Origin of the sequence: Microlunatus spumicola (assembly GCF_039536445.1) — a bacterium.
GTDB classification, from domain to species: domain Bacteria; phylum Actinomycetota; class Actinomycetes; order Propionibacteriales; family Propionibacteriaceae; genus Microlunatus; species Microlunatus spumicola.
Genome location: NZ_BAAAYR010000006.1, coordinates 74,716 through 92,904, shown reverse-complemented (window position 1 = coordinate 92,904; position 18,189 = coordinate 74,716). Strand labels below are relative to the sequence as shown.

Below are 18,189 nucleotides of genomic sequence, written 5' to 3'. Positions count from 1 at the left end.
AGGTATGCCTCGGCAGGATGGGCCATCGGCCGCACCGGGCGGCCCGTCGGCAGGAGCCACCATGACCGCACCCACCACCGTCAGCGTCAGCGGCGGGGCCTCCGCCGAGCCGGTTCCGTCGGACCTCCGACCGTCCCTGCACGCGGCCCAGCTGTGGGTCGCCGACCTCCTCGGGGCCGTCGGGCCCGAGGGGCTGGACGGGGCGACCCCGTGCACCGCCTTCGACGTGGAGGCGCTGGTGAAGCACCTCTTCGGCGTGGCCGACCGGGTCGTGGCCATGGGCGCGGGGCGCCCGGCCGAGTCGGTGCCCGCGAGCGTCGCGACGCTGCCGGACGACGTCGTTGGGGCATACCGCGCACACGTGGAGGAGGGTCGGGCAGCCTGGGCCGACCCGGCGTCGCTGGGCCGGCTCGTCGAGGCGCCGTTCGGGCTCGTGCCCGGCGCGGCCGTCCTCGGCGTCTACCTCGCCGAGAACCTCACCCACGGCTGGGACCTCGCGACGGCCACCGGGCAGGACCCGGAGGCGGACGCGGCGCTGGTCGCGGCGGCGTACGCGACCATGCGGCAGATCCTGCCCGCGGCGGGTCGGGACGGCTTCCCCTTCGACCCGCCGGTCGAGCCGGCGGCCGACGCCGGGCCCACCGAGCGCCTGGCGAACTGGACGGGCCGCGTCAGCCGCTGACCCGCGCGGGTGGGCGGAGGCTCAGGCCTGCCCGGCGTGCTCGGTGGCCGAGGCCGCCGACGTGAAGCGCTCCAGGTCGGCGTCGGCCAGCCCCCGGGCGCGGGCGTCCGGCGTGACGCCGTGGTCGGCGTGCAGCAGGCCGTAGAGGTAGGCCTCGCTGAGCGCCTCCCACGACGCCTCGACCACGTTCTGCCCGACGCCCACCGTGGTCCAGAGGCGGCGGCCGTCGGAGGTCTGGATGAGGACCCGCACGGTGGCGTCCGTGCCGTGCCCCTGGTCGAGGATCCGGACGCGGTAGTCGGTCAGCTCGAACTCCTCGACGACCGGGTAGGCCGGCGTCAGGGCGTTGCGGAGCGCCTGGTCGAAGGCGTTGACCGGCCCGTTGCCCTCGCCGACGACGAGCTGGGTGACGCCCTTGGCGGTCAGCTTCACTGTGCACTCGGTGTCGCTGTCGAGCTCGCCCGCCGGGTGCACCCCGCCCGGGAAGCCCTGGGTGAAGATGCGCCACGAGGCCACGTCGAAGTACTCGGGCAGCTGGTCGAGCTCGCGGCGCAGCAGCAGCTCGAAGCTCGCGTCGGCGGACTCGTAGGTGTAGCCCGCGGCCTCGCGCCCCTTGACCTGGTCGGTGATGCGCGCGGCCAGGTCGCGGTCGGAGAGGTCGAAACCGAGCTCGGAACCCTTGATCTGGATGTTCGCGCGCCCGGCCATGTCGGAGACGAGCATGCGCATGTCGTTGCCGACGACCGCCGGGTCGATGTGCTGGTAGAGGTTCGGGTCGACCTTGATCGCGCTGGCGTGCAGGCCGGCCTTGTGGGCGAAGGAGCTCAGCCCCACGTACGGCTGGCGCCCGCTGGACGGCACGTTCGTCACCTCGGCGATCGCGTGGGCCAGCCGTGTCGCCTCACGGAGCGCACCCGGCGGCAGCAGCGACCAGCCGTACTTGAGCTCGAGGTTGGCCACGACGGAGACGAGCTCGGCGTTGCCGGTGCGCTCCCCGTAGCCGTTCACGGTGCCCTGGACGTGCGTGGCCCCGGCGTCGACCGCCGCCAGCGTGTTCGCGACCGCGCAGCCCGTGTCGTTGTGGGCGTGGATCCCGATGCGGATCCCGAGGTCCGCGGTCTCGCGCACGGTGTCGGCGACGATCTCGCCGACCCACGGCGGCAGCATCCCGCCGTTGGTGTCGCAGAGGATCACGGCCTCCGCGCCGGCCTCGGCGGCCGTGCGGACGACCTGGAGCGCGTACGCCCGGTTCTCCCGGTAGCCGTCGAAGAAGTGCTCGCAGTCCACGAAGACGCGCTGGCCGCCGGCCCGCAGGTGGGAGACGGTGTCGTGGACCATCGCGAGGTTCTCCTCGAGCGTGGTCCGCAGGGCGTGCTGGACGTGCCGGTCGTGGCTCTTGGCCACGAGGCAGACGACCGGGGCGCCCGAGTCGCGCAGGGCGGCGGTCAACGGGTCGTCCGCGGCCCGCATGCCGACGCGGCGGGTGAAGCCGAAGGCCACGAGCTGCGCGTTCGTCAGCCGTACGGCCCCCTCGGCCATCGCCGCGAAGTAGGCGGTGTCCCCCGGGTTGGCGCCCGGCCAGCCGCCCTCGATGAAGCCCACCCCGAGCTCGTCGAGCAGGGCCGTGATGGCCAGCTTGTCGGCGACGGAGAGGTTCAGCCCCTCCTGCTGCGAACCGTCGCGGAGCGTGGTGTCGAAGACCTGGAAGTCGGCCGGCGCTGGCCTGAGCTGGGCGTACATCGTGTTCCTCCGGGAAGCCGGGACTGGCGGTGGGCAGAAAAAAACCTCCTGGTGGGGCAGGAGGTTGCGCGCGCAGAGCGGGAGCCCTGCGCGCTAGAGAATGATCACCACGGCCAGCACCCGCCCATCCTCGCGCGGATCGCCCGAGAAGACCAGCACCGGCGGTCCGGGCTCATGCCGACGGCCGCTCGAGCGGGGTTCCGTCGAGCCCCGCGCGCAGCTCGGCGAGCGAGTCGAAGACGTGCGCCGCCCCGGCCTCCTGCAGCTCCTCGGTCGAGAAGCCGCCGGTCCGGACGGCCAGCGTGGGCACCCCGAGCTTGCCGGCGGCGACCGCGTCCCAGGTGGAGTCGCCGACCATCACCCCGGAGGCGCCCTCGACCTTCTTCAGCGCGGTCTCCACGAGGTCCGGCGCGGGCTTGCTGTGCTCCGCGTCCTCCGACGTCGTCCAGGCGTCGGCGAGGTCGTGGCCGCCGAAGAGGCCGAGGAAGTGCTCGACGTGCTTCTTCCTGCCCGAGCTCGCCAGCACGAGGCGGAAGCCGCGCCGCCTGACCTCCTCGAGGAGCTCGCGCGTGGCGTCGAACGCGGAGACCTCGTCGATCATCGCGTCGAACTCCTCGACCCAGGCGTCGCGCAGGGCGTCGCCGTGGCGTTCCTCGACGTCCTCGCCGCCGATCTTCGGCACGAACTGGTCTCCGCCCATGCCGATCCCGCGGTGGATCCGCCACAGGGGCCGGGTGATCCCGTAGCGCCGGAACGCCCGGTACCACGCGAGCGCGTGCTGGTAGTTCGTGTCGACGAGGGTCCCGTCGACGTCGAAGATCGCCGTGTCAGCCACGGCGCTCCCCCTACCCCGGGCGGCCGCTTCGAGACAGGTGGGGCCGCTGCCCGCACGCCCCCTGAGCTCGTCGAAGGGCCCCCACGCCCCCTGAGCTCGTCGAAGGGCCCCCACGCCCCCTGAGCTCGTCGAAGGGCCCCGGAGGGGTTGGCGCTCGTCCCACCGTCGACGACGCCGACCTCGTCGAGGCCCTTCGACAGGCTCAGGGGGCGTTGCTGCGCCCTGCGGCACGCTCGGGGGCGCGGACCCCTAGAGGATCCGGCGCATCCAGCCGTGCGTGTCCTCCGCGCGGCCGTACTGGACGTCCAGCAGGTTCTTGCGGATGGCCGCGGTGACCTCGCCGGTCACGCCGGCCGAGACCTTGTGCTCGCCGGCGTCGTCGGCCAGCAGCCCGATCGGGGTGATGACGGCGGCGGTCCCGCACGCGAACACCTCCGAGACGAAGCCGGAGTCGACGCCCGCGAGTAGCTCCTCGAGGGAGATCTGCCGCTCCACCGGCGTCAGCCCGAACTCGCGCGCCAGCGTCAGGATCGAGTCCCGGGTGACGCCCTCGAGGATCGTCCCGCTGAGCTCCGGCGTGACGAGCTCGCCGTCGGTCGTGACCAGGTAGACGTTCATGCCGCCCAGCTCCTCGACCCAGCGCTGCTCCACCGCGTCGGTGAACATGACCTGGTCGAAGCCCTTCTGCGCGGCCTCCGCCTGGGCCACGAGGCTGGAGGCGTAGTTGCCGCCGGTCTTGGCCGCGCCCGTGCCGCCGGGGCCCGAGCGGTTGTAGGTCGTCGAGACCCAGATCCGGACCGGGTGCACGCCGCTCGCGAAGTACGGGCCCGCCGGGCTCGCGATGCAGCAGTAGGTGACGCGGCGCGCGGCGCGGACGCCGAGGAAGGCCTCCGAGGCGAACATGAACGGCCGCAGGTAGAGGCTCTGCTCGGCGTTCTGCGTCGGCTCGCCGGTGCCGCTCAGCCCGGACGGCACCCAGGCCTCGTCGGCCGTGACGAGCGCGTCGATGCTGGCCAGGAAGTCCTCCTCCGACAGCTCCGGCAGCGCCATCCGCCGGGCCGACCGGTTGAGACGGGCGGAGTTCTGGTCGGGGCGGAAGAGCCACACGCTGCCGTCGGCGTGCCGGTAGGCCTTGAGGCCCTCGAAGATCTCCTGCGCGTAGTGCAGGACCGCGGTCGCCGGGTCCAGGGTGAAGGGGCCGTACGGGACGACGCCCGAGTCCTGCCACCCGTCCGTCGACGTCCACGTCGCGACGGCCATGTGGTCGGTGAAGTGCACGCCGAAGCCGGGGTCGGCGAGGATCGCGGCGCGCTCCTCGGCGGTGCGCGGGTGCGGGTTCGGGCGGAGGTCGAAGGGCAGGCTCACGAGTTCGCTCTCTGGGGTGTGGGGCGGTGGTGGGGTTCGTGGGGCGCGGGCGGAGGGCTCAGGGCCCGGGTCTGAACGGGTGGAAGACGGCACCGGTGCGCGGGTCGTGCCCCGCTACGATGCGCCGGTGACGCAGAAGAAGCTGGCCGTGATCGGGGGCGACGGCATCGGCCCCGAGGTCGTCGCCGAGGGACTGAAGGTGCTGGAGGCCGTCGCCGGCCCGGACGCCTTCGAGACCACACCGTACGACCTGGGTGCCGCCCACTGGCAGCGCACGGGCGAGGTGCTCTCGGACGAGACCATGGCCGAGCTCGCGGCCGCCGACGTGATCCTGCTGGGCGCGGTCGGTGCGGCGCCGGGCGCGACGGACGTGCCGAGCGGGCTGCTCGAGCGCGGCCTGCTGCTCAAGCTGCGCTTCGCCTTCGACCACTACGTGAACCTGCGCCCGAGCCGGCTCTTCCCCGGCGTGCCCACGCCGCTGGCCGACTCCGTCGTCGCCGGCCGCGAGGTCGACTTCGTCGTCGTCCGCGAGGGCACCGAGGGCCTCTACTGCGGCAACGGCGGGACGTTCCGCGGCGGGACGCCGAACGAGATCGGCACCGAGGTCAGCATCAACACCGCGTACGGCGTCGAGCGCGTCGTCCGTGACGCCTTCGAGCGGGCGACCCGCCGGCGCAACAAGCTCACGCTCGTCCACAAGCACAACGTGCTCGTCTACGCGGGCGGGCTGTGGCGCCGGATCTTCGAGAGCGTCGCCGCCGAGTACCCGCAGGTCAGCACCGACTACCTGCACGTGGACGCGGCGACGATCTTCCTCGCCACCGACCCGGCCCGCTTCGACGTGATCGTCACGGACAACCTGTTCGGCGACATCCTCACCGACCTGGCGGCGGCCGTCACCGGCGGCATCGGCCTCGCGGCCAGCGGGAACATCAACCCGACGGGCGCGTTCCCGTCGATGTTCGAGCCGGTCCACGGCTCCGCGCCGGACATCGCCGGCCAGGGCGTGGCCGACCCGACGGCGACGATCCTGTCCGTCGCGCTGCTGCTCGAGCACGTGGGTCTCCTCGATGAGGCGGCGCGCGTGGAGAAGGCCGTGCTGGCCGACATCAGCGCGCGTACGCCGGGGACGAAGCGCTCGACCACCGAGGTCGGCGACGCGATCGCCGCGGCGGTCTGAGCACGAGGGTCTGAGCGAAGGGGTCTGAGCGGGAGGGCCTGAGCGAGGCCCGGGCCCGTAGGGGTTCCCGCGTCCTGCGACGCGGTGCTCCCGTCCGGGCTGGATCGGTCGCTCAGGCGGTGGGACGCGTGCGGTCCGGGGCGCTCGGCGCGGCTACGAGGACGGCGGGGACGACCGGGTGCTCCTTGCGGGCGCGGCGACGGGGCCGACCTGCCGTGTCGTGGTGTCCGTCGTCGGCGACGTGCCACGTGTCCGGGTACATCTCGTACATGCCGTGTCCTGCGTTCGTAGGGCCTGCTTCGTGAGCAAGATGCTAGGACATCCGACTATCGGGCTACCGAGCATCTCGAAGAGTTCCCACATGGTGGACGCGGTGTCCACGGAGCAGACGGCCCGCGACCACACTGCTGGGATGAGTGCACCGCCCGAGCTGCCCGAGCTCGTGCTGCGCGCGCTGCGGATGTCGCTCCAGCGCGGCTACGTGCAGGCCTCGCGCACCGAGACCGGCCGGCTGCTGGCCACCCTCGCCGCGACGCGGACCGGGACCATCGCCGAGTGCGGCACCGGCTGCGGCGTGGGCGCGGCCTGGTTGCGCAGCGGCGCCCCGAAGGCCACGCGCGTCGTCACCGCCGAGGTCGACCCCGGCCTGGCCCACGGCGTGATGGACATGTTCGCCGACGACGACATCGACGTCATCCACGCCGACTGGCGCACGCTCGCCGCGCACGCCCCCTTCTCCCTCATCTTCATGGACGCCGCGAGCGCCCGCGACTGGCCGCGCGAGGAGGTCACCGCGCTGCTCGACGAGGGCGGGATGCTCGTGCTGGACGACTTCGTGCCCTGCGCGAGCTGGCCCCCGCTCCGTGGCGGACGGGTTGACGACCTCCGCGTCGCGTGGCTGTCGGACGACCGGTTCACCAGCGTGGACGTCATGGTCGCCGAGGACACCTCCGTCCTCATCGCCGTCCGCCGCTGACGGCCCGCGCCGACGTCGGGTGCCGACCCCCGGTCAGCCCCGGACGTTTCGCGTCCCCGTCCTCCCGTCAGGCATCCTGGGGCGCGTGTCAGCGCTGTCCCCCGCCCTGCGTCGTCGGGCCAAGGCGCGCAAGGCGCTGAACGTCGCCCTCTTCTGCGTCACCCTCGTGCTCGCCGTCATCGTGGCGCTGCTCGTCCTCGCGCGCTTCGCGGGCGCCTGGGGCGTCCCGTACTTCTCCACGACCACCGAGCGCGGCTCGCGCTGCGTCAACACCTTCACCGGCTTCGAGTGCCCCTCGCTGACCCTGGGTGACGTCGGCTTCTTCGGCGACGTGGAGCTGCCACCCGGCACCCGGGTCGTCAGCTCGCACTACCGCTCCACCCACGACTACCAGCTCGAGGCCGTCCTCGAGGTCCCGCCGGCCGACGCCGCCGACGCGCTGACCGCGCTGCAGGACTCGTACGGGAAGTGCGTGAAGAACCACCCCTCGCCGCTCGGCGAGCCCGACCTGCGCTCGCTCTGCATCCTGGCCAACGACCAGGACACGACCGCCACCGGGACCCCCGACAGCCGCGTCTACGTCGTCGCCACCGCCCTGCGCCCCGACAAGACCCGCGTGGTGAACCTGTCCGTCCGCTCCCGCTGACCCCGTCCCTCCCCAAGTCGCACCTTCCGCGGCCGCTCCGCCCCCAGGCGTACCTTCCACGGCGAGGCGCACGCTGCAGGGTGCGCGCGAGCACGGAAGGTACGCGCGGTCAGCCATGGGCCCGGCGGAAGGCGCGCAGCAGGCGCTCGACGATGACCTCCGGGTGCTCGAGGTCCGCCCAGGTCCAGCGCACGACCTGCCACCCGAGGTCGCGCAGCAGGTCCTCGCGGACCTTCTCCCGATGGACCACCTGGACGATGTCCTCCGGCCGGCGCAGGAGCCGCCCGTACTTCACCCGCCCGTCGAACTCACCGATCGTCCGGTGCTCCGGCCAGGCGAAGTCGACGCGTCCGACCAGCTCCGCACCGTGCACGACGGTGAGCTGCAGGTCCTCGGGCAATCAGACCGAGCCGGGCCAGGACGACCCGGCTCACCGACTCCCCGGCGGACTCGGCACGCTCGTCCGCGAAGTCGGCGACGCGGCGGGCGCGGGCGGCACCGGGCCAGCCGGCCTCCCGCTCCAGCGCCGCCTGCAGCAGGAGCGGGTCGAGGCCCTGCGCGAGGGCACGGTCCGCGGCCGCCACGCCCTGCTCGTACGGCACGGTTCGCGCGTGGTCGACCACCGTCCGAGCCAGGGTCGTCACGGGCCAGCCGTCCACCTCCGTGACCTCGTCAGGGTCGAGCGGGCTCGTGTGCCGTCGGACGACCGTCCGGCGGCCACCGCCTCCCCGCCGCGGTCGCGTGACGTGGACCGAGGCCAGCGCCTCGCGCCAGACCGGGAGGTCCTGCACCACCGCCCCAGAGGCATGACTGAGGACCGCGCCGGTGCCGAGCTGCGGCATCGTCGCCGCGACCAGCACCCGGTGCTGCTCCTCGGGTGACCGCTCGACCGGGTCCGGCCGGACGTACGCCCCGCGTCGTACGCGCTCGAGGTCGCCCGCGCGGCGGAGCCTCGCCAGATCGCCGTCGACCAGACCACGCACGGCGAGGTCGGCCCGGAGCAGGACGTCTTCCATGCGGCCAGCGGACCAGCCCAGGCACCCCGACACCAGGCCCACCCACCCGACCGGTGGACAACCCATCCGCCGCGGCTCGCCCTGTGGACGACCGAACAGAACGCGAGGCGTACCTTCCCCGGTCGCGCGCACCCTGCAGGGTGCGCGCGGCGGCGAAAGGTACGCCTCGCGGTCACGGGACGTACGGAAGGTACGCCTCGCGGGTAGAGCTGGTGCTGCGCCGGGTCAGCGGGCGGCGGAACCCTCGACGTAGTCGTCGTCGTGGCTCTTGACCCACGACATCAGGTTGCGGAGCTCGTGGCCGACGGCCTCGATCGGGCGCTTCTCCTCCTCGGCGCGGCGCGCCTTGAACTCGGGGGCGCCGGCGTCCTGGTCCTCGATGAAGCGCTTGGCGAAGGTGCCGTCCTGGATGTCCGTGAGGACGGCCTTCATGCTCTCGCGGACGTGCGCGTCGATGACCCGGGGGCCCGAGACGTAGTCGCCGTACTCGGCGGTGTCGGAGATGCTCCAGCGCTGCTTGGCGATGCCGCCCTCGTACATGAGGTCGACGATGAGCTTCAGCTCGTGGAGGCACTCGAAGTAGGCGACCTCGGGCTGGTAGCCGGCGGCCGTGAGCGTCTCGAAGCCGGCCTGGATCAGCTCGGAGGCACCGCCGCAGAGGACGGCCTGCTCACCGAACAGGTCGGTCTCGGTCTCCTCGGTGAAGGTGGTCTTGATGCCGCCGGCGCGCAGGCCGCCGATGCCCTTCGCGTACGCGAGGCCGAGGTCCCACGCCTTGCCGGTCGCGTCCTGCTCGACGGCGACGAGCACGGGGACGCCGCGCCCCTCGCTGTACTCGCGGCGGACCAGGTGGCCGGGGCCCTTCGGGGCGACCATGACGACGTCGACGCCCTCGGGCGGGGTGATGTAGCCGTAGCGGATGTTGAAGCCGTGGCTGAAGAACAGCGCGTCGCCCGGGACCAGGTTGGGCTCGATGGCCTCCTTGTAGAGCTTGCGCTGCGACGGGTCCGGGGTGAGGACCATGATCAGGTCCGCCTCCTCGCAGGCCTCGTACGGCGTCAGCACGCGGAGGCCCTGGGCCTCGGCCTTGGCGCGGCTCTTGCTGCCCTCGGGCAGGCCGACGCGGACGTCGACGCCGGAGTCGCGGAGCGAGAGGGCGTGCGCGTGGCCCTGGCTGCCGAAGCCGAGGACGGCGACGTTGCGCCCCTGGATCAGGGACAGGTCGGCGTCGGTGTCGTAGAACATCGTGGCGGGCACGGGCAGGTATCTCCTGGTCGGTCGGTCGTACGGGTGGGTGGTGCTCGGACGGGAGGGGTGGTTCAGGGGACGAGGCGGATGGACTTGTGCCGTTCCGCCGAACGTCCGCCGCGGTCGGTGATCGACCTCGGGCCGCGGCCCATGGCCACGACCCCGGACTGGACGAGCTCGCGGATGCCGAAGGGCTCGAGCAGCTGCATCAGCGCGGCGAGCTTCTCCGGGCTGCCGACGGCCTCGATGGTGATCGTCTCCGGGGAGATGTCGACGGCCTTGGCGCCCTGGAAGAGCTGGAGGATCTCCAGCACCCGGCCCCGGTGGTCGAGGTCGGCGCCGACCTTGATCAGGATCAGCTCGCGGTGCACGGCCGACGTCTCGAGCTCGACGATCTTGAGGACCTCGATCAGCTTGTTCAGCTGCTTGGTCATCTGCTCCAGCACGAGGTCGTCGACGTCGACCGAAAGCGTGATCCGCGAGATCTCGGGGCTCTCGGTGGGGCCGACGGCCAGCGACTCGATGTTGAACCCGCGCCGGCTGACCAGCCCGGACACCCGGGCCAGGACGCCGGGGACGTTCTGGACGAGGACGGACAGGGTGTGCGCGCTCACAGGTCCTCCTGCGCCCAGCTCGGGGCCATGTCCCGGGCGATCTTGATGTCGTCGTTGCTGGCGCCCGCGGCGACCATCGGCCAGATCATGGCGTCCTTGTGCACGACGAACTCGACCACGACCGGCGCGTCGTTGATCGACAGCGCCTTGTCGATCACGGCGTCGACGTCGTTCGGGTGCTCGGCGCGGAGCCCGACGCAGCCCATGGCCTCGGCCAGCTTGGGGAAGTCCGGGATGCGGTTGGTCTTGAGGTCGGTGTTGGAGTAGCGGCCCTCGTAGAACAGGGTCTGCCACTGGCGCACCATGCCGAGGCTCTGGTTGTTGATCACGGCGATCTTGACCGGGATGCCCTCGAGCGCGCAGGTGACGAGCTCCTGGTTGGTCATCTGGAAGCAGCCGTCGCCGTCGATGCCCCACACGACCGAGTCCGGCCGGCCGACCTTGGCGCCCATGGCCGCGGGCACGCAGTAGCCCATCGTCCCGAGGCCGCCGGAGTTCAACCAGCGTCCGGGCAGCTCCCAGGGCAGGAAGTGCGCGGCCCACATCTGGTGCTGGCCCACGCCGGAGGCGTAGTAGGCGTCCGGACCGGTGAGGTCGCCGATCCGCTTGATCACGTGCTGCGGCGACAGCGTGCCGTCGTCGGGCAGGTCGAACGAGGTCGGGTAGCGCTTCTTGAGGTCGTACAGGCTCTTGATCCAGGCACCGATCTCCGGCAGCGGGTGGTCGTCGGCGCGCAGCAGGGACACGAGCTCGCCGATGACCTCCTTGCTGTCGCCGACGATCGGGACGTCCGCCGTGCGGTTCTTGGAGATCTCCGCCGGGTCGATGTCGGCGTGGATGACCTTGGCCTCGGGGGCGAAGGAGGAGAGCTTGCCGGTCACGCGGTCGTCGAACCGGGTGCCGAGCGCGATCAGCAGGTCGGCGCGCTGCAGGGCGCCCACCGCGGCGACGGTGCCGTGCATGCCGGGCATGCCCATGTTCTGCGGGTGGCTGTCGGGGAAGACGCCGCGCGCCATCAGGGTGGTGACGACGGGGATGCCGGTCAGCTCGGCGAGCTCCTTGAGCTCGTCCCAGGCGCGGCCCTTGACCACGCCGCCGCCGACGTAGAGCACCGGGCGCTTGGAGGCGCCGATCAGCCGGGCGGCCTCGCGCACCTGCTTGGCGTGCGGCTTGACCACCGGGTGGTAGCCCGGCAGGTCGATCTTCGGCGGCCACGCGAACGAGCCGGTCGCCTGGAGCGCGTCCTTGGTGATGTCGACGAGGACGGGGCCCGGCCGGCCGGTCGAGGCGATGTGGAACGCGGACGCGACCGCGCTCGCGATGTCCTCGGGGTGCGTGACCAGGAAGCTGTGCTTGGTGATCGGCATCGTGATGCCGCGGATGTCCGCCTCCTGGAAGGCGTCCGTCCCGATCGAGGGCGCGGCCACCTGGCCGGTGATGGCGACCATGGGCACCGAGTCCATGTAGGCGTCGGCGATCGGCGTCACGAGGTTGGTGGCACCCGGGCCCGAGGTCGCCATGCAGACGCCGACCTTGCCGGTCGCGACGGCGTAGCCCTCGGCCGCGTGGCCCGCACCCTGCTCGTGGCGCACCAGGATGTGGCGCACGGTCGAGTCGAAGAGCGGGTCGTACGCCGGGAGGATCGCGCCGCCCGGGATGCCGAAGACGACCTCGGCCCCGACGTGCTCGAGCGATGAGACGAGAGCCTCGGCGCCGGTCTGCTCGGGTGCTGCGGAGTCGGTCCTGGACATCGCGGGTGTTCTCCCTCAGGCTCAGCGGGCCTCACGGTGCTGTCGGGAGGCCCTGGTGGATGTTACGCCGGTGCAACGGACGCCTCTGCTGCTCGCCGCGGCGTGAACCGGGGCCGGGCAACAAAAAACCCCCGCCGCCCGGAGGCAGACGAGGGAGCGTCGACGAGCGAGGTGGGCTCAGCCGACGCGGGTGCGTACGAGGAGGCGCTGCATGACGTCAAGACTCCGCGCAGCGCAAGTCCGCGTCAACTCGTGAGACGAGTTGTCCCGACATCCGGAAGGACGCTCGGACACCCTAGGAAATCACCGCCCGGCGCCGAGCCCCACGAGCACCTCGGCGGAGCGCAGGAACGGCCCGCCGACCCGGGGTGCACCGAAGGACGTCACGTAGAGCCCCGTGGAGACCCGGGTCAGGAAGGCCCACGCCCAGACGCGGTCCGGGGCCGTCCCACTGGGGGCCGCGACCGCGCGACACCAGGACCGCAGCCGCTCCCCCGCCGTGCCCGGGTCCGCCAGGAGCGTGGCGGAGAGGTCGCGGACGGCGACCCCGAGGTCGTACGCCCGGTCGGCGACATAGGGGTCCGGGTCGACGAAGCACCAGCCGGTCTCGGCGCCGGCCCGCGGGTGCGGGACCCGGAGCAGGTTCCCGGGGTGCGGGTCGCCGTGCACGACGACCAGCTCGTCCGGGTGCGGGTCGGCCAGCCGCGCCCCGTGGGCGAGCGCCTGCTCGACGACCTCCGCGCGCACGGCGTCCGGCGTCCGGGCCACGTACCGGCGGACGTCCGCGGCCAGCGCGGCGGCCCGGTCCGACGGAGGCCGGTCCGGCGCGCGCCAGGCCCGCAGCAGCGTGCTCGCCAGGGCGTCCAGCCGGGCCTCGACCGGGAGCCCCGCGTGGTCCAGCGACGGCCCGAGGCGCTCGAGCAGCAGGGCGCCCACCTCGGGCGCCGACGCGAGGACCCGGACGTAGCCCCGTCCGTCGGCCGCCCGCAGCACGGCGTGGTGACCGGCGACGTCCTCGTCCGGCAGGGCGACCTTGAGCACGGCGTCCGTGCCGTCGGCCCGCAGGACCGTCGTCAGGTAGGAGGCGGACCCGCCGGGCACCGCGCGGCCGAGCCTCAGTGCCCAGCGCGCGCAGAGCCCGGCGAGCACGTCCGGCAGCCCGTCCGCCCAGGCCCGGCCGACGTCGCCGAGCGTGGCGACCCGGGCCCGGACGAGGGGCTGGAGCCGGACGGTTCCGCCGGGCTCCGTCACGGTCGGAGGCTATCCGGCCGGTCTCCCCATCGGGCTGCGGACGAGCTGCGGGCGACGCGCTACAGGATGCCCTCGCGCGCGGCCTGCTGCACGCTCGCCACCTCGGGCCGGAAGCCCAGGTCCCGCAGGAGGGTCGGGTCCATCCGGCCCGACCACGGGTCCACGAGCGGCTCGGCGGTCGCGCCGAGCTCGACGCCGGCGAGGCGCGCCATCTCGAGCACCGTCACCGGGGCGTCGTCGGCCACGTTGACGACCCGGCCGTCCAGGGTCCCGGCCAGCGCGAGGCGGACGACCGCCGCCACGTCGCGGTGGTGGGCGACCGAGTAGGTGTGGGCGGGGTGCAGCCCGAACCGCGCGACGAGCGGGGGCATCGAGGCCAGGTGCCCGTCGCCCTCGCCGTAGACGAAAGGCAGCCGGAGGATCGACCACGTCAGCCCGCTCTCGCGGACCAGCAGCTCCGCGGCCAGCTTGCTCGCCGGGTAGGCGGCGGTGGGCGTGCACGGGTCGGACTCGCGCCCCGGGCGGGCCTGGTCGGCGTCGTAGACGTTCCCGGTGCTCGTCATCACGAACCGGGCCTGCGGCGCGTGCTCGCGGACCGCGTCGAGGAGGTTCCGGGTGCCGTCGAGGTTGGCTCGCCAGATCGCCTTCTCGTCGCCAGTCCGGAAGAACGCAGCCAGGTGCACGACGACGTCGACCCCCTCCACGGCGACGCGGAGGGAGGCCGGGTCGGCCAGGTCGCCCCGGACGGCCGTCGCCCCCGGCGGCAGCGCCGCTTCGCCCCGCACGAGCGCGCGGACGTCGTGCCCCTCGTCGACGAGACGCGGCAGGAGCCGCGATCCGACGAGCCCGGTCGCCCCGGTCAGCAGCACAGTCTTCATGTTCCTTCTTCCTGATCGTCAGTGTTACTGATGATCAGCGTAGCAGTACCCTGGCGACATGAACCGCAGCGAGGACGAGCTCGGGCCGCAGCTCAGCGCCCGGTTGACCTACCTGCTGAAGCGCGCGCTGCTCGAGCTCGAGGACCTGCACGGCGAGCACCTGGCGCCGACCGGCGTGAACGTCCGCGAGCTGGCCGTCCTGCTCCTCCTCGACGGCCACGGACCCGAGTCCCAGCAGCAGGCCGCCGCGCGGCTGGGTGTCGACCGCACGTCGATGGTCGGGCTGCTCGACGGGCTGGAGGGTCGGGGCCTGCTGGCCCGGCAGGCGGACGCCGCCGACCGGCGGCGCAACGTCGTGGTGCTCACCGATGCCGGGCGGGTCGCGCTCGCGGAAGCACGGGAGGCGAGCGACGCGGCCGAGCGCGAGCTGCTCGGGGGGCTCGATCCGTCGGAGGCCCGCCAGCTCCGCACGCTGCTCGGCCGGGTCGGCGTGGACCGGACCCGGCGCTAGGGGCCCCAGACCGCGGCGTGCACCCGTCCCGGGAACCGGACCGTCCACCGCGTCTCCCCCACCGCCGCCGCCAGTGACGCCAGGCGCTCGTCCAGCTCCACCCGCCGCCGCGGGGACCCGCTCGAAGAAGTGCGTGAGCATCCGGCCGTCCGACGCCTGCGCCCACGCCCCCACCACCCGGCCGTCGACCCACAGCGTCGGGCCGGCGTTGCCGTTCCGGTCGAACGCGGCGGCCGCCGCCTCCGGCAGGTACCAGCCGCGCTCCTTCCACCCCATCGTCGTCGGGTCGAGGCTCGGCAGCGCCGCCACCCACGGCTCCGGGTCCGCCGTGGCGCCGGCGTCGTCCGGCGCCACCCAGGCCGGGCCGCCGTCGAGGTCGATCGGCTCCGCGCGGGCGTCGGCCAGCGCCGTCCGGGTCGCCGTGACGGTCCAGCCCGCCCACCAGCGCAGGTCCTCGGTCGTGACCGGCCCGAAGCGCTCGAGGTAGCGCCCGGCCAGGGCGGCACGGGCCTCGCGCGGGTCGAGCTCCCCGAACCCGCCCGGCAGCCAGTCCTCGGCCAGGGCGTACCGGTACGCCCCGCTGACCCACGTCCCGATCGGCCGGGTCCGGACGATCGCCCCGGCGAAGCCCAGACCCAGCAGCACCCGGGTGTGCGCCGACTGCGTCGAGCCCCAGCGCGGGCCGCCGACCAGGATCGGCTGCCGGAGCGCCTCGATGCGCTGCCCCAGCTCGCGCGCGGTGCTCGGCCCGTGCTCCCGCAGGTCGGCGAGCACCCGGGCGTCGGCGTCGTCGAGCCAGGCGTCGGGGTCCTCGACCCCGCTCTCGGCCAGGTAGCCCGCGGTGCGCCGCCGGTCCGGCCCGACCAGCGCGCGGGTCGCGGCCGCGTGCAGCACCCGGACGACGTCGGGCCGGGCGACCCACAGCGTCCGCCGCATGGCGTGGTGGCGGACCAGCGCACGGTCCTCGTACAGGACCGCCTCGAGGTCGGCCGGGGTCGTCGCGACGGTGCGGGCGAGGACGGAGAGGTGGACCGTGACGGGGTCCGAGGAGTGCAGGGCCACGACGGCGTCGGCGACCGCGGCTACGTCGTCGGTCCGGGTGCCGGGGAGCAGCAGGTGCCGCCGGGCGAGCCTCGCACGACGCTCCTCGACCGTGACCCGGGTCACCGGCCGAACCGGCGGAGCACCGCGACGACGGCCCGCGACCGGCCTGCGCCAGCCGCCGGGCGACGACGTCGGCTGGACGGGACGGCCTCCACCTTCTCTATCGTGGACCCATGGCCGTCGCGACGCCCGACATCCCCGGCCTGAGCGGGTGGACCCCGCTCGCCCGGGGCGGGTTCGCCACGGTCTGGCAGGCGCGGCAGGAGTCCCTGGACCGGCTGGTCGCGGTCAAGGTCGACACCCGGACGCTCGACTCGGAGGCCGAGCAGCGACGGTTCCTGACGGAGGCCAGGACGGCCGGCGGCCTGTCCGGCCACCCCGGCATCGTCACCGTGCACGACGCGGGCGTCCTGGCCGACGGGCGCCCCTACCTGGTGATGGAGCTCTTCCGGGGCGGTTCCCTGACCCGCTGGCAGAGCCCCGAGGACCGCCCGGACGCCGAGCGCGTCCGCACCGCCGGCGTCCGGGTCGCCGACGCGCTGGCCGCCGCCCACGCGCAGGGCATGCTGCACCGCGACGTGAAGCCGGCCAACGTCCTCGTCGACGCGTACGGCAACGCGGCGCTCGCCGACTTCGGGCTGGCGGGCCCCGTCCAGGCCCCGAGCGGTGAGGGCATCACGCCGGCGTACGCGCCGCCCGAGGTCCTGCGCGGCGACGCCCCGAGCGAGGCCGGGGACGTCTACCAGCTGGCCGCGACCCTCTACGCCGTGCTCGCCGGCGAGCCGCCGCACGGCTCGGTCGACGCGGGCTCGTCGCTGGAGGACCTCTCCCGTCGGCTGGCCGAGCCGGTGGCTCCGGTCCCGGGCGTCGACCCGGCCCTGATGCGGGTGCTGCTCGACGCGCTGGCCGACGACCCGGCGCAGCGTCCGACCGCCGCCGGGCTGCGGGACCGGCTCGCCGCGGTCGACCTCGGGAGCGCCGGGGGCCGGCGTCGTCGGCCCGCGCTGCTGGTGGGGGCCGTCGCGCTCGCGACCGTGCTGGTCGTGCTGCTGGCGAGCGTCGGGGTCTACCTCTACGAGATCGACCGCAGCGTCACCGCGAACATCGCCCGCGGCATCGAGCTCCCGGGCTACCCGACCCGGCCCGAGCGCGAGGCCGCCGTCCCCGACGTCCTGGACTACGTCCTGATCGGCACCGACGACGGCGACCCGCAGCTCGACGACCGGGGGCGCAGCGACTCGGTGATGCTCGTCCACCTCAACCAGGCCCGCGACCAGGCGTACGTGATCTCGTTCCCCCGCGACCTCTGGGTGGACGTCCCGGGGCGGGGGCCGGACACGCTGAACGCCGCGTACGAGGACGACGACGCCGCCCGGGTCGTCCGCACCCTCGAGGGCGTCACGCGGACCCGGGTCGACCACGTGGCGACCATCGACTTCACCGGGTTCGTCAGCCTGACCGACGACCTCGGCGGGGTCACGGTCGACAACCCGCGGGCGTTCACGACGCCGGGCCGCTCGTTCCCGGCCGGGCGGATCACGATCTCGGGCGAGGACGCGCTCTGGTTCGTCCGGGAGCGCCGGTCGCTGCCCAGCGAGCAGGCCCGCGCGGCGAACCAGCGCCTGGTGCTCAAGGCGATCCTGAGCAAGGGGCTGTCACGCGAGGTGCTCGCGCGGCCGAAGCAGTTCACCCGGTTCGTGGGGAACGCGGCCAAGTGGATCCGGGTCGACGACGACCTCTCCGACTCCACGCTCCGCTCGACCGCCCTGTCCCTGCGCCTGACACCCGACGACGTCGAGCTCCTCGACGTCCCGGCGACGCCGGCGAAGCGGGACGGCCGCACGGTCGAGGTGGTCGAGGCGGACCAGTTCCGTGAGCTCAGCGACGCCCTGCGGAACGACCGGATGGCCGACTACGTCCGCCGGCACCCGAACGGCTGATACACCGCCCGGGCCGTACAGGCGCGGTCAGGCGGCGACGAAGATGCAGAACGGGTGCCCCGCCGGGTCCGCGTAGACGTACAGCGGCTCCTCCGGGTCGTCGAACCGGTCGTACAGCAGCGTCGCGCCCAGCCCGAGCGCCCGGACGTGCTGCTCCTTCAGGTCGGCCGCGGTGGGGACGGCCGTATCGAGGTGCAGCATCTGCGGCAGCGCGCCCTCCGGCCACGTCGGCCGGGGTAGCGTCTCGACCCGCTGGAACGCGAGGGCCCGGGTGCCGTCCGGCTCGACGAGCACCAGCCAGTCCTCCCCGCGCGGGTCCGGCTCGCCGGCCGGGGGCTGCTCGTCGCCGGCCCGGTAGGACAGCCCGAGCAGCACCCGGTAGAACTCGGCCAGCCCGCGCGGGTCCTCCGTGTCGAGGACGGTCTGCAGGATCCGGGGCAGGGTCATCGCGC

General features: G+C 73.6%; 18 protein-coding genes and 1 pseudogene. 6 read left to right on the top strand and 13 right to left on the bottom strand.

What is annotated here, in order from left to right:
- Nucleotides 1-61: 61 nt before the first annotated feature.
- On the top strand, nucleotides 62-682 hold the full coding sequence (locus ABD665_RS19960) for a TIGR03086 family metal-binding protein (protein WP_204912833.1): 621 nt from the start codon (nucleotides 62-64) through the stop codon (nucleotides 680-682).
- Nucleotides 683-703: 21 nt separating this feature from the next.
- Here ABD665_RS19960 and cimA read toward each other — a convergent pair whose 3' ends face one another.
- From cimA to ABD665_RS19945, 3 genes are all read right to left on the bottom strand, one after another.
- Nucleotides 704-2,422 carry a citramalate synthase gene (gene cimA, locus ABD665_RS19955; protein ID WP_204912834.1) on the bottom strand — a complete coding sequence of 573 codons (1,719 nt, stop codon included), beginning with the start codon at nucleotides 2,420-2,422 and terminating at the stop codon, nucleotides 704-706.
- A 172-nt stretch (nucleotides 2,423-2,594) separates the two neighbouring features.
- Entirely contained in the window at nucleotides 2,595-3,257 is a 663-nt protein-coding gene (locus ABD665_RS19950; protein ID WP_204912835.1) for an HAD-IA family hydrolase, read from the bottom strand.
- Between the two features lie 249 nt (nucleotides 3,258-3,506).
- Complete coding sequence (locus ABD665_RS19945) at nucleotides 3,507-4,616, bottom strand: branched-chain amino acid aminotransferase (RefSeq protein WP_344742914.1); 1,110 nt, start codon at nucleotides 4,614-4,616, stop codon at nucleotides 3,507-3,509.
- Between the two features lie 133 nt (nucleotides 4,617-4,749).
- Here ABD665_RS19945 and ABD665_RS19940 point away from each other — a divergent pair, with 133 nt between their 5' ends.
- Nucleotides 4,750-5,802, top strand: a complete 1,053-nt coding sequence (locus ABD665_RS19940; protein ID WP_204912837.1) for a 3-isopropylmalate dehydrogenase — start codon at nucleotides 4,750-4,752, stop codon at nucleotides 5,800-5,802.
- A gap of 112 nt (nucleotides 5,803-5,914) precedes the next feature.
- On the opposite strand, the gene ABD665_RS19935 is transcribed toward ABD665_RS19940, so the two are convergent.
- On the bottom strand, nucleotides 5,915-6,073 hold the full coding sequence (locus tag ABD665_RS19935; RefSeq protein ID WP_204912838.1) for a hypothetical protein: 159 nt from the start codon (nucleotides 6,071-6,073) through the stop codon (nucleotides 5,915-5,917).
- A 141-nt stretch (nucleotides 6,074-6,214) separates the two neighbouring features.
- Between ABD665_RS19935 and ABD665_RS19930 the strand changes: the two genes are divergently transcribed.
- Nucleotides 6,215-6,778: an O-methyltransferase gene (locus ABD665_RS19930; RefSeq protein ID WP_204912839.1), complete on the top strand. Its 564-nt coding sequence runs from the start codon at nucleotides 6,215-6,217 to the stop codon at nucleotides 6,776-6,778.
- Nucleotides 6,779-6,863: 85 nt separating this feature from the next.
- A complete protein-coding gene (locus tag ABD665_RS19925) occupies nucleotides 6,864-7,424 on the top strand; it encodes a hypothetical protein (protein WP_204912840.1) in 561 nt (186 codons plus the stop codon).
- A 109-nt stretch (nucleotides 7,425-7,533) separates the two neighbouring features.
- Here ABD665_RS19925 and ABD665_RS19920 read toward each other — a convergent pair whose 3' ends face one another.
- The 7 genes from ABD665_RS19920 to ABD665_RS19890 form a co-directional block, all read right to left on the bottom strand.
- Nucleotides 7,534-7,719 (bottom strand): hypothetical protein, encoded by a 186-nt coding sequence (locus ABD665_RS19920; RefSeq protein ID WP_204912841.1) that lies wholly within the window; start codon nucleotides 7,717-7,719, stop codon nucleotides 7,534-7,536.
- A gap of 13 nt (nucleotides 7,720-7,732) precedes the next feature.
- The gene (locus tag ABD665_RS19915; RefSeq protein ID WP_204912842.1) at nucleotides 7,733-8,440 is read right to left on the bottom strand and encodes a type IV toxin-antitoxin system AbiEi family antitoxin domain-containing protein; all 708 of its coding nucleotides are present in this window, start codon (nucleotides 8,438-8,440) and stop codon (nucleotides 7,733-7,735) included.
- Nucleotides 8,441-8,665: 225 nt separating this feature from the next.
- Nucleotides 8,666-9,685 (bottom strand): ketol-acid reductoisomerase, encoded by a 1,020-nt coding sequence (gene ilvC, locus ABD665_RS19910; protein ID WP_204914680.1) that lies wholly within the window; start codon nucleotides 9,683-9,685, stop codon nucleotides 8,666-8,668.
- 74 nt (nucleotides 9,686-9,759) lie between these two features.
- The gene (ilvN, locus tag ABD665_RS19905; protein ID WP_204912843.1) at nucleotides 9,760-10,302 is read right to left on the bottom strand and encodes an acetolactate synthase small subunit; all 543 of its coding nucleotides are present in this window, start codon (nucleotides 10,300-10,302) and stop codon (nucleotides 9,760-9,762) included.
- Nucleotides 10,299-12,053 carry an acetolactate synthase large subunit gene (locus ABD665_RS19900; RefSeq protein ID WP_204912844.1) on the bottom strand — a complete coding sequence of 585 codons (1,755 nt, stop codon included), beginning with the start codon at nucleotides 12,051-12,053 and terminating at the stop codon, nucleotides 10,299-10,301. Before ABD665_RS19900 ends, ilvN begins: the two co-directional genes overlap by 4 nt.
- A 303-nt stretch (nucleotides 12,054-12,356) precedes the next feature.
- On the bottom strand, nucleotides 12,357-13,304 hold the full coding sequence (locus ABD665_RS19895) for an aminoglycoside phosphotransferase family protein (protein WP_204912845.1): 948 nt from the start codon (nucleotides 13,302-13,304) through the stop codon (nucleotides 12,357-12,359).
- Nucleotides 13,305-13,363: 59 nt separating this feature from the next.
- The gene (locus ABD665_RS19890) at nucleotides 13,364-14,182 is read right to left on the bottom strand and encodes an NAD-dependent epimerase/dehydratase family protein (protein ID WP_204912846.1); all 819 of its coding nucleotides are present in this window, start codon (nucleotides 14,180-14,182) and stop codon (nucleotides 13,364-13,366) included.
- A 58-nt stretch (nucleotides 14,183-14,240) separates the two neighbouring features.
- On the opposite strand from ABD665_RS19890, the gene ABD665_RS19885 reads away from it, so the two are divergent.
- Nucleotides 14,241-14,693, top strand: a complete 453-nt coding sequence (locus ABD665_RS19885; protein ID WP_204914682.1) for a MarR family transcriptional regulator — start codon at nucleotides 14,241-14,243, stop codon at nucleotides 14,691-14,693.
- 147 nt (nucleotides 14,694-14,840) lie between these two features.
- Here ABD665_RS19885 and ABD665_RS19880 read toward each other — a convergent pair.
- Nucleotides 14,841-15,755 (bottom strand): annotated as a pseudogene (locus ABD665_RS19880) (winged helix DNA-binding domain-containing protein); the annotation flags it as partial.
- Nucleotides 15,756-15,970: 215 nt separating this feature from the next.
- Here ABD665_RS19880 and ABD665_RS19875 point away from each other — a divergent pair.
- On the top strand, nucleotides 15,971-17,737 hold the full coding sequence (locus ABD665_RS19875) for a protein kinase domain-containing protein (protein WP_204912847.1): 1,767 nt from the start codon (nucleotides 15,971-15,973) through the stop codon (nucleotides 17,735-17,737).
- Between the two features lie 27 nt (nucleotides 17,738-17,764).
- Here the strand turns inward: ABD665_RS19875 and ABD665_RS19870 are convergent, their stop codons facing one another.
- Complete coding sequence (locus ABD665_RS19870) at nucleotides 17,765-18,184, bottom strand: VOC family protein (RefSeq protein WP_204912848.1); 420 nt, start codon at nucleotides 18,182-18,184, stop codon at nucleotides 17,765-17,767.
- Between the last annotated feature and the right edge of the window lie 5 nt (nucleotides 18,185-18,189).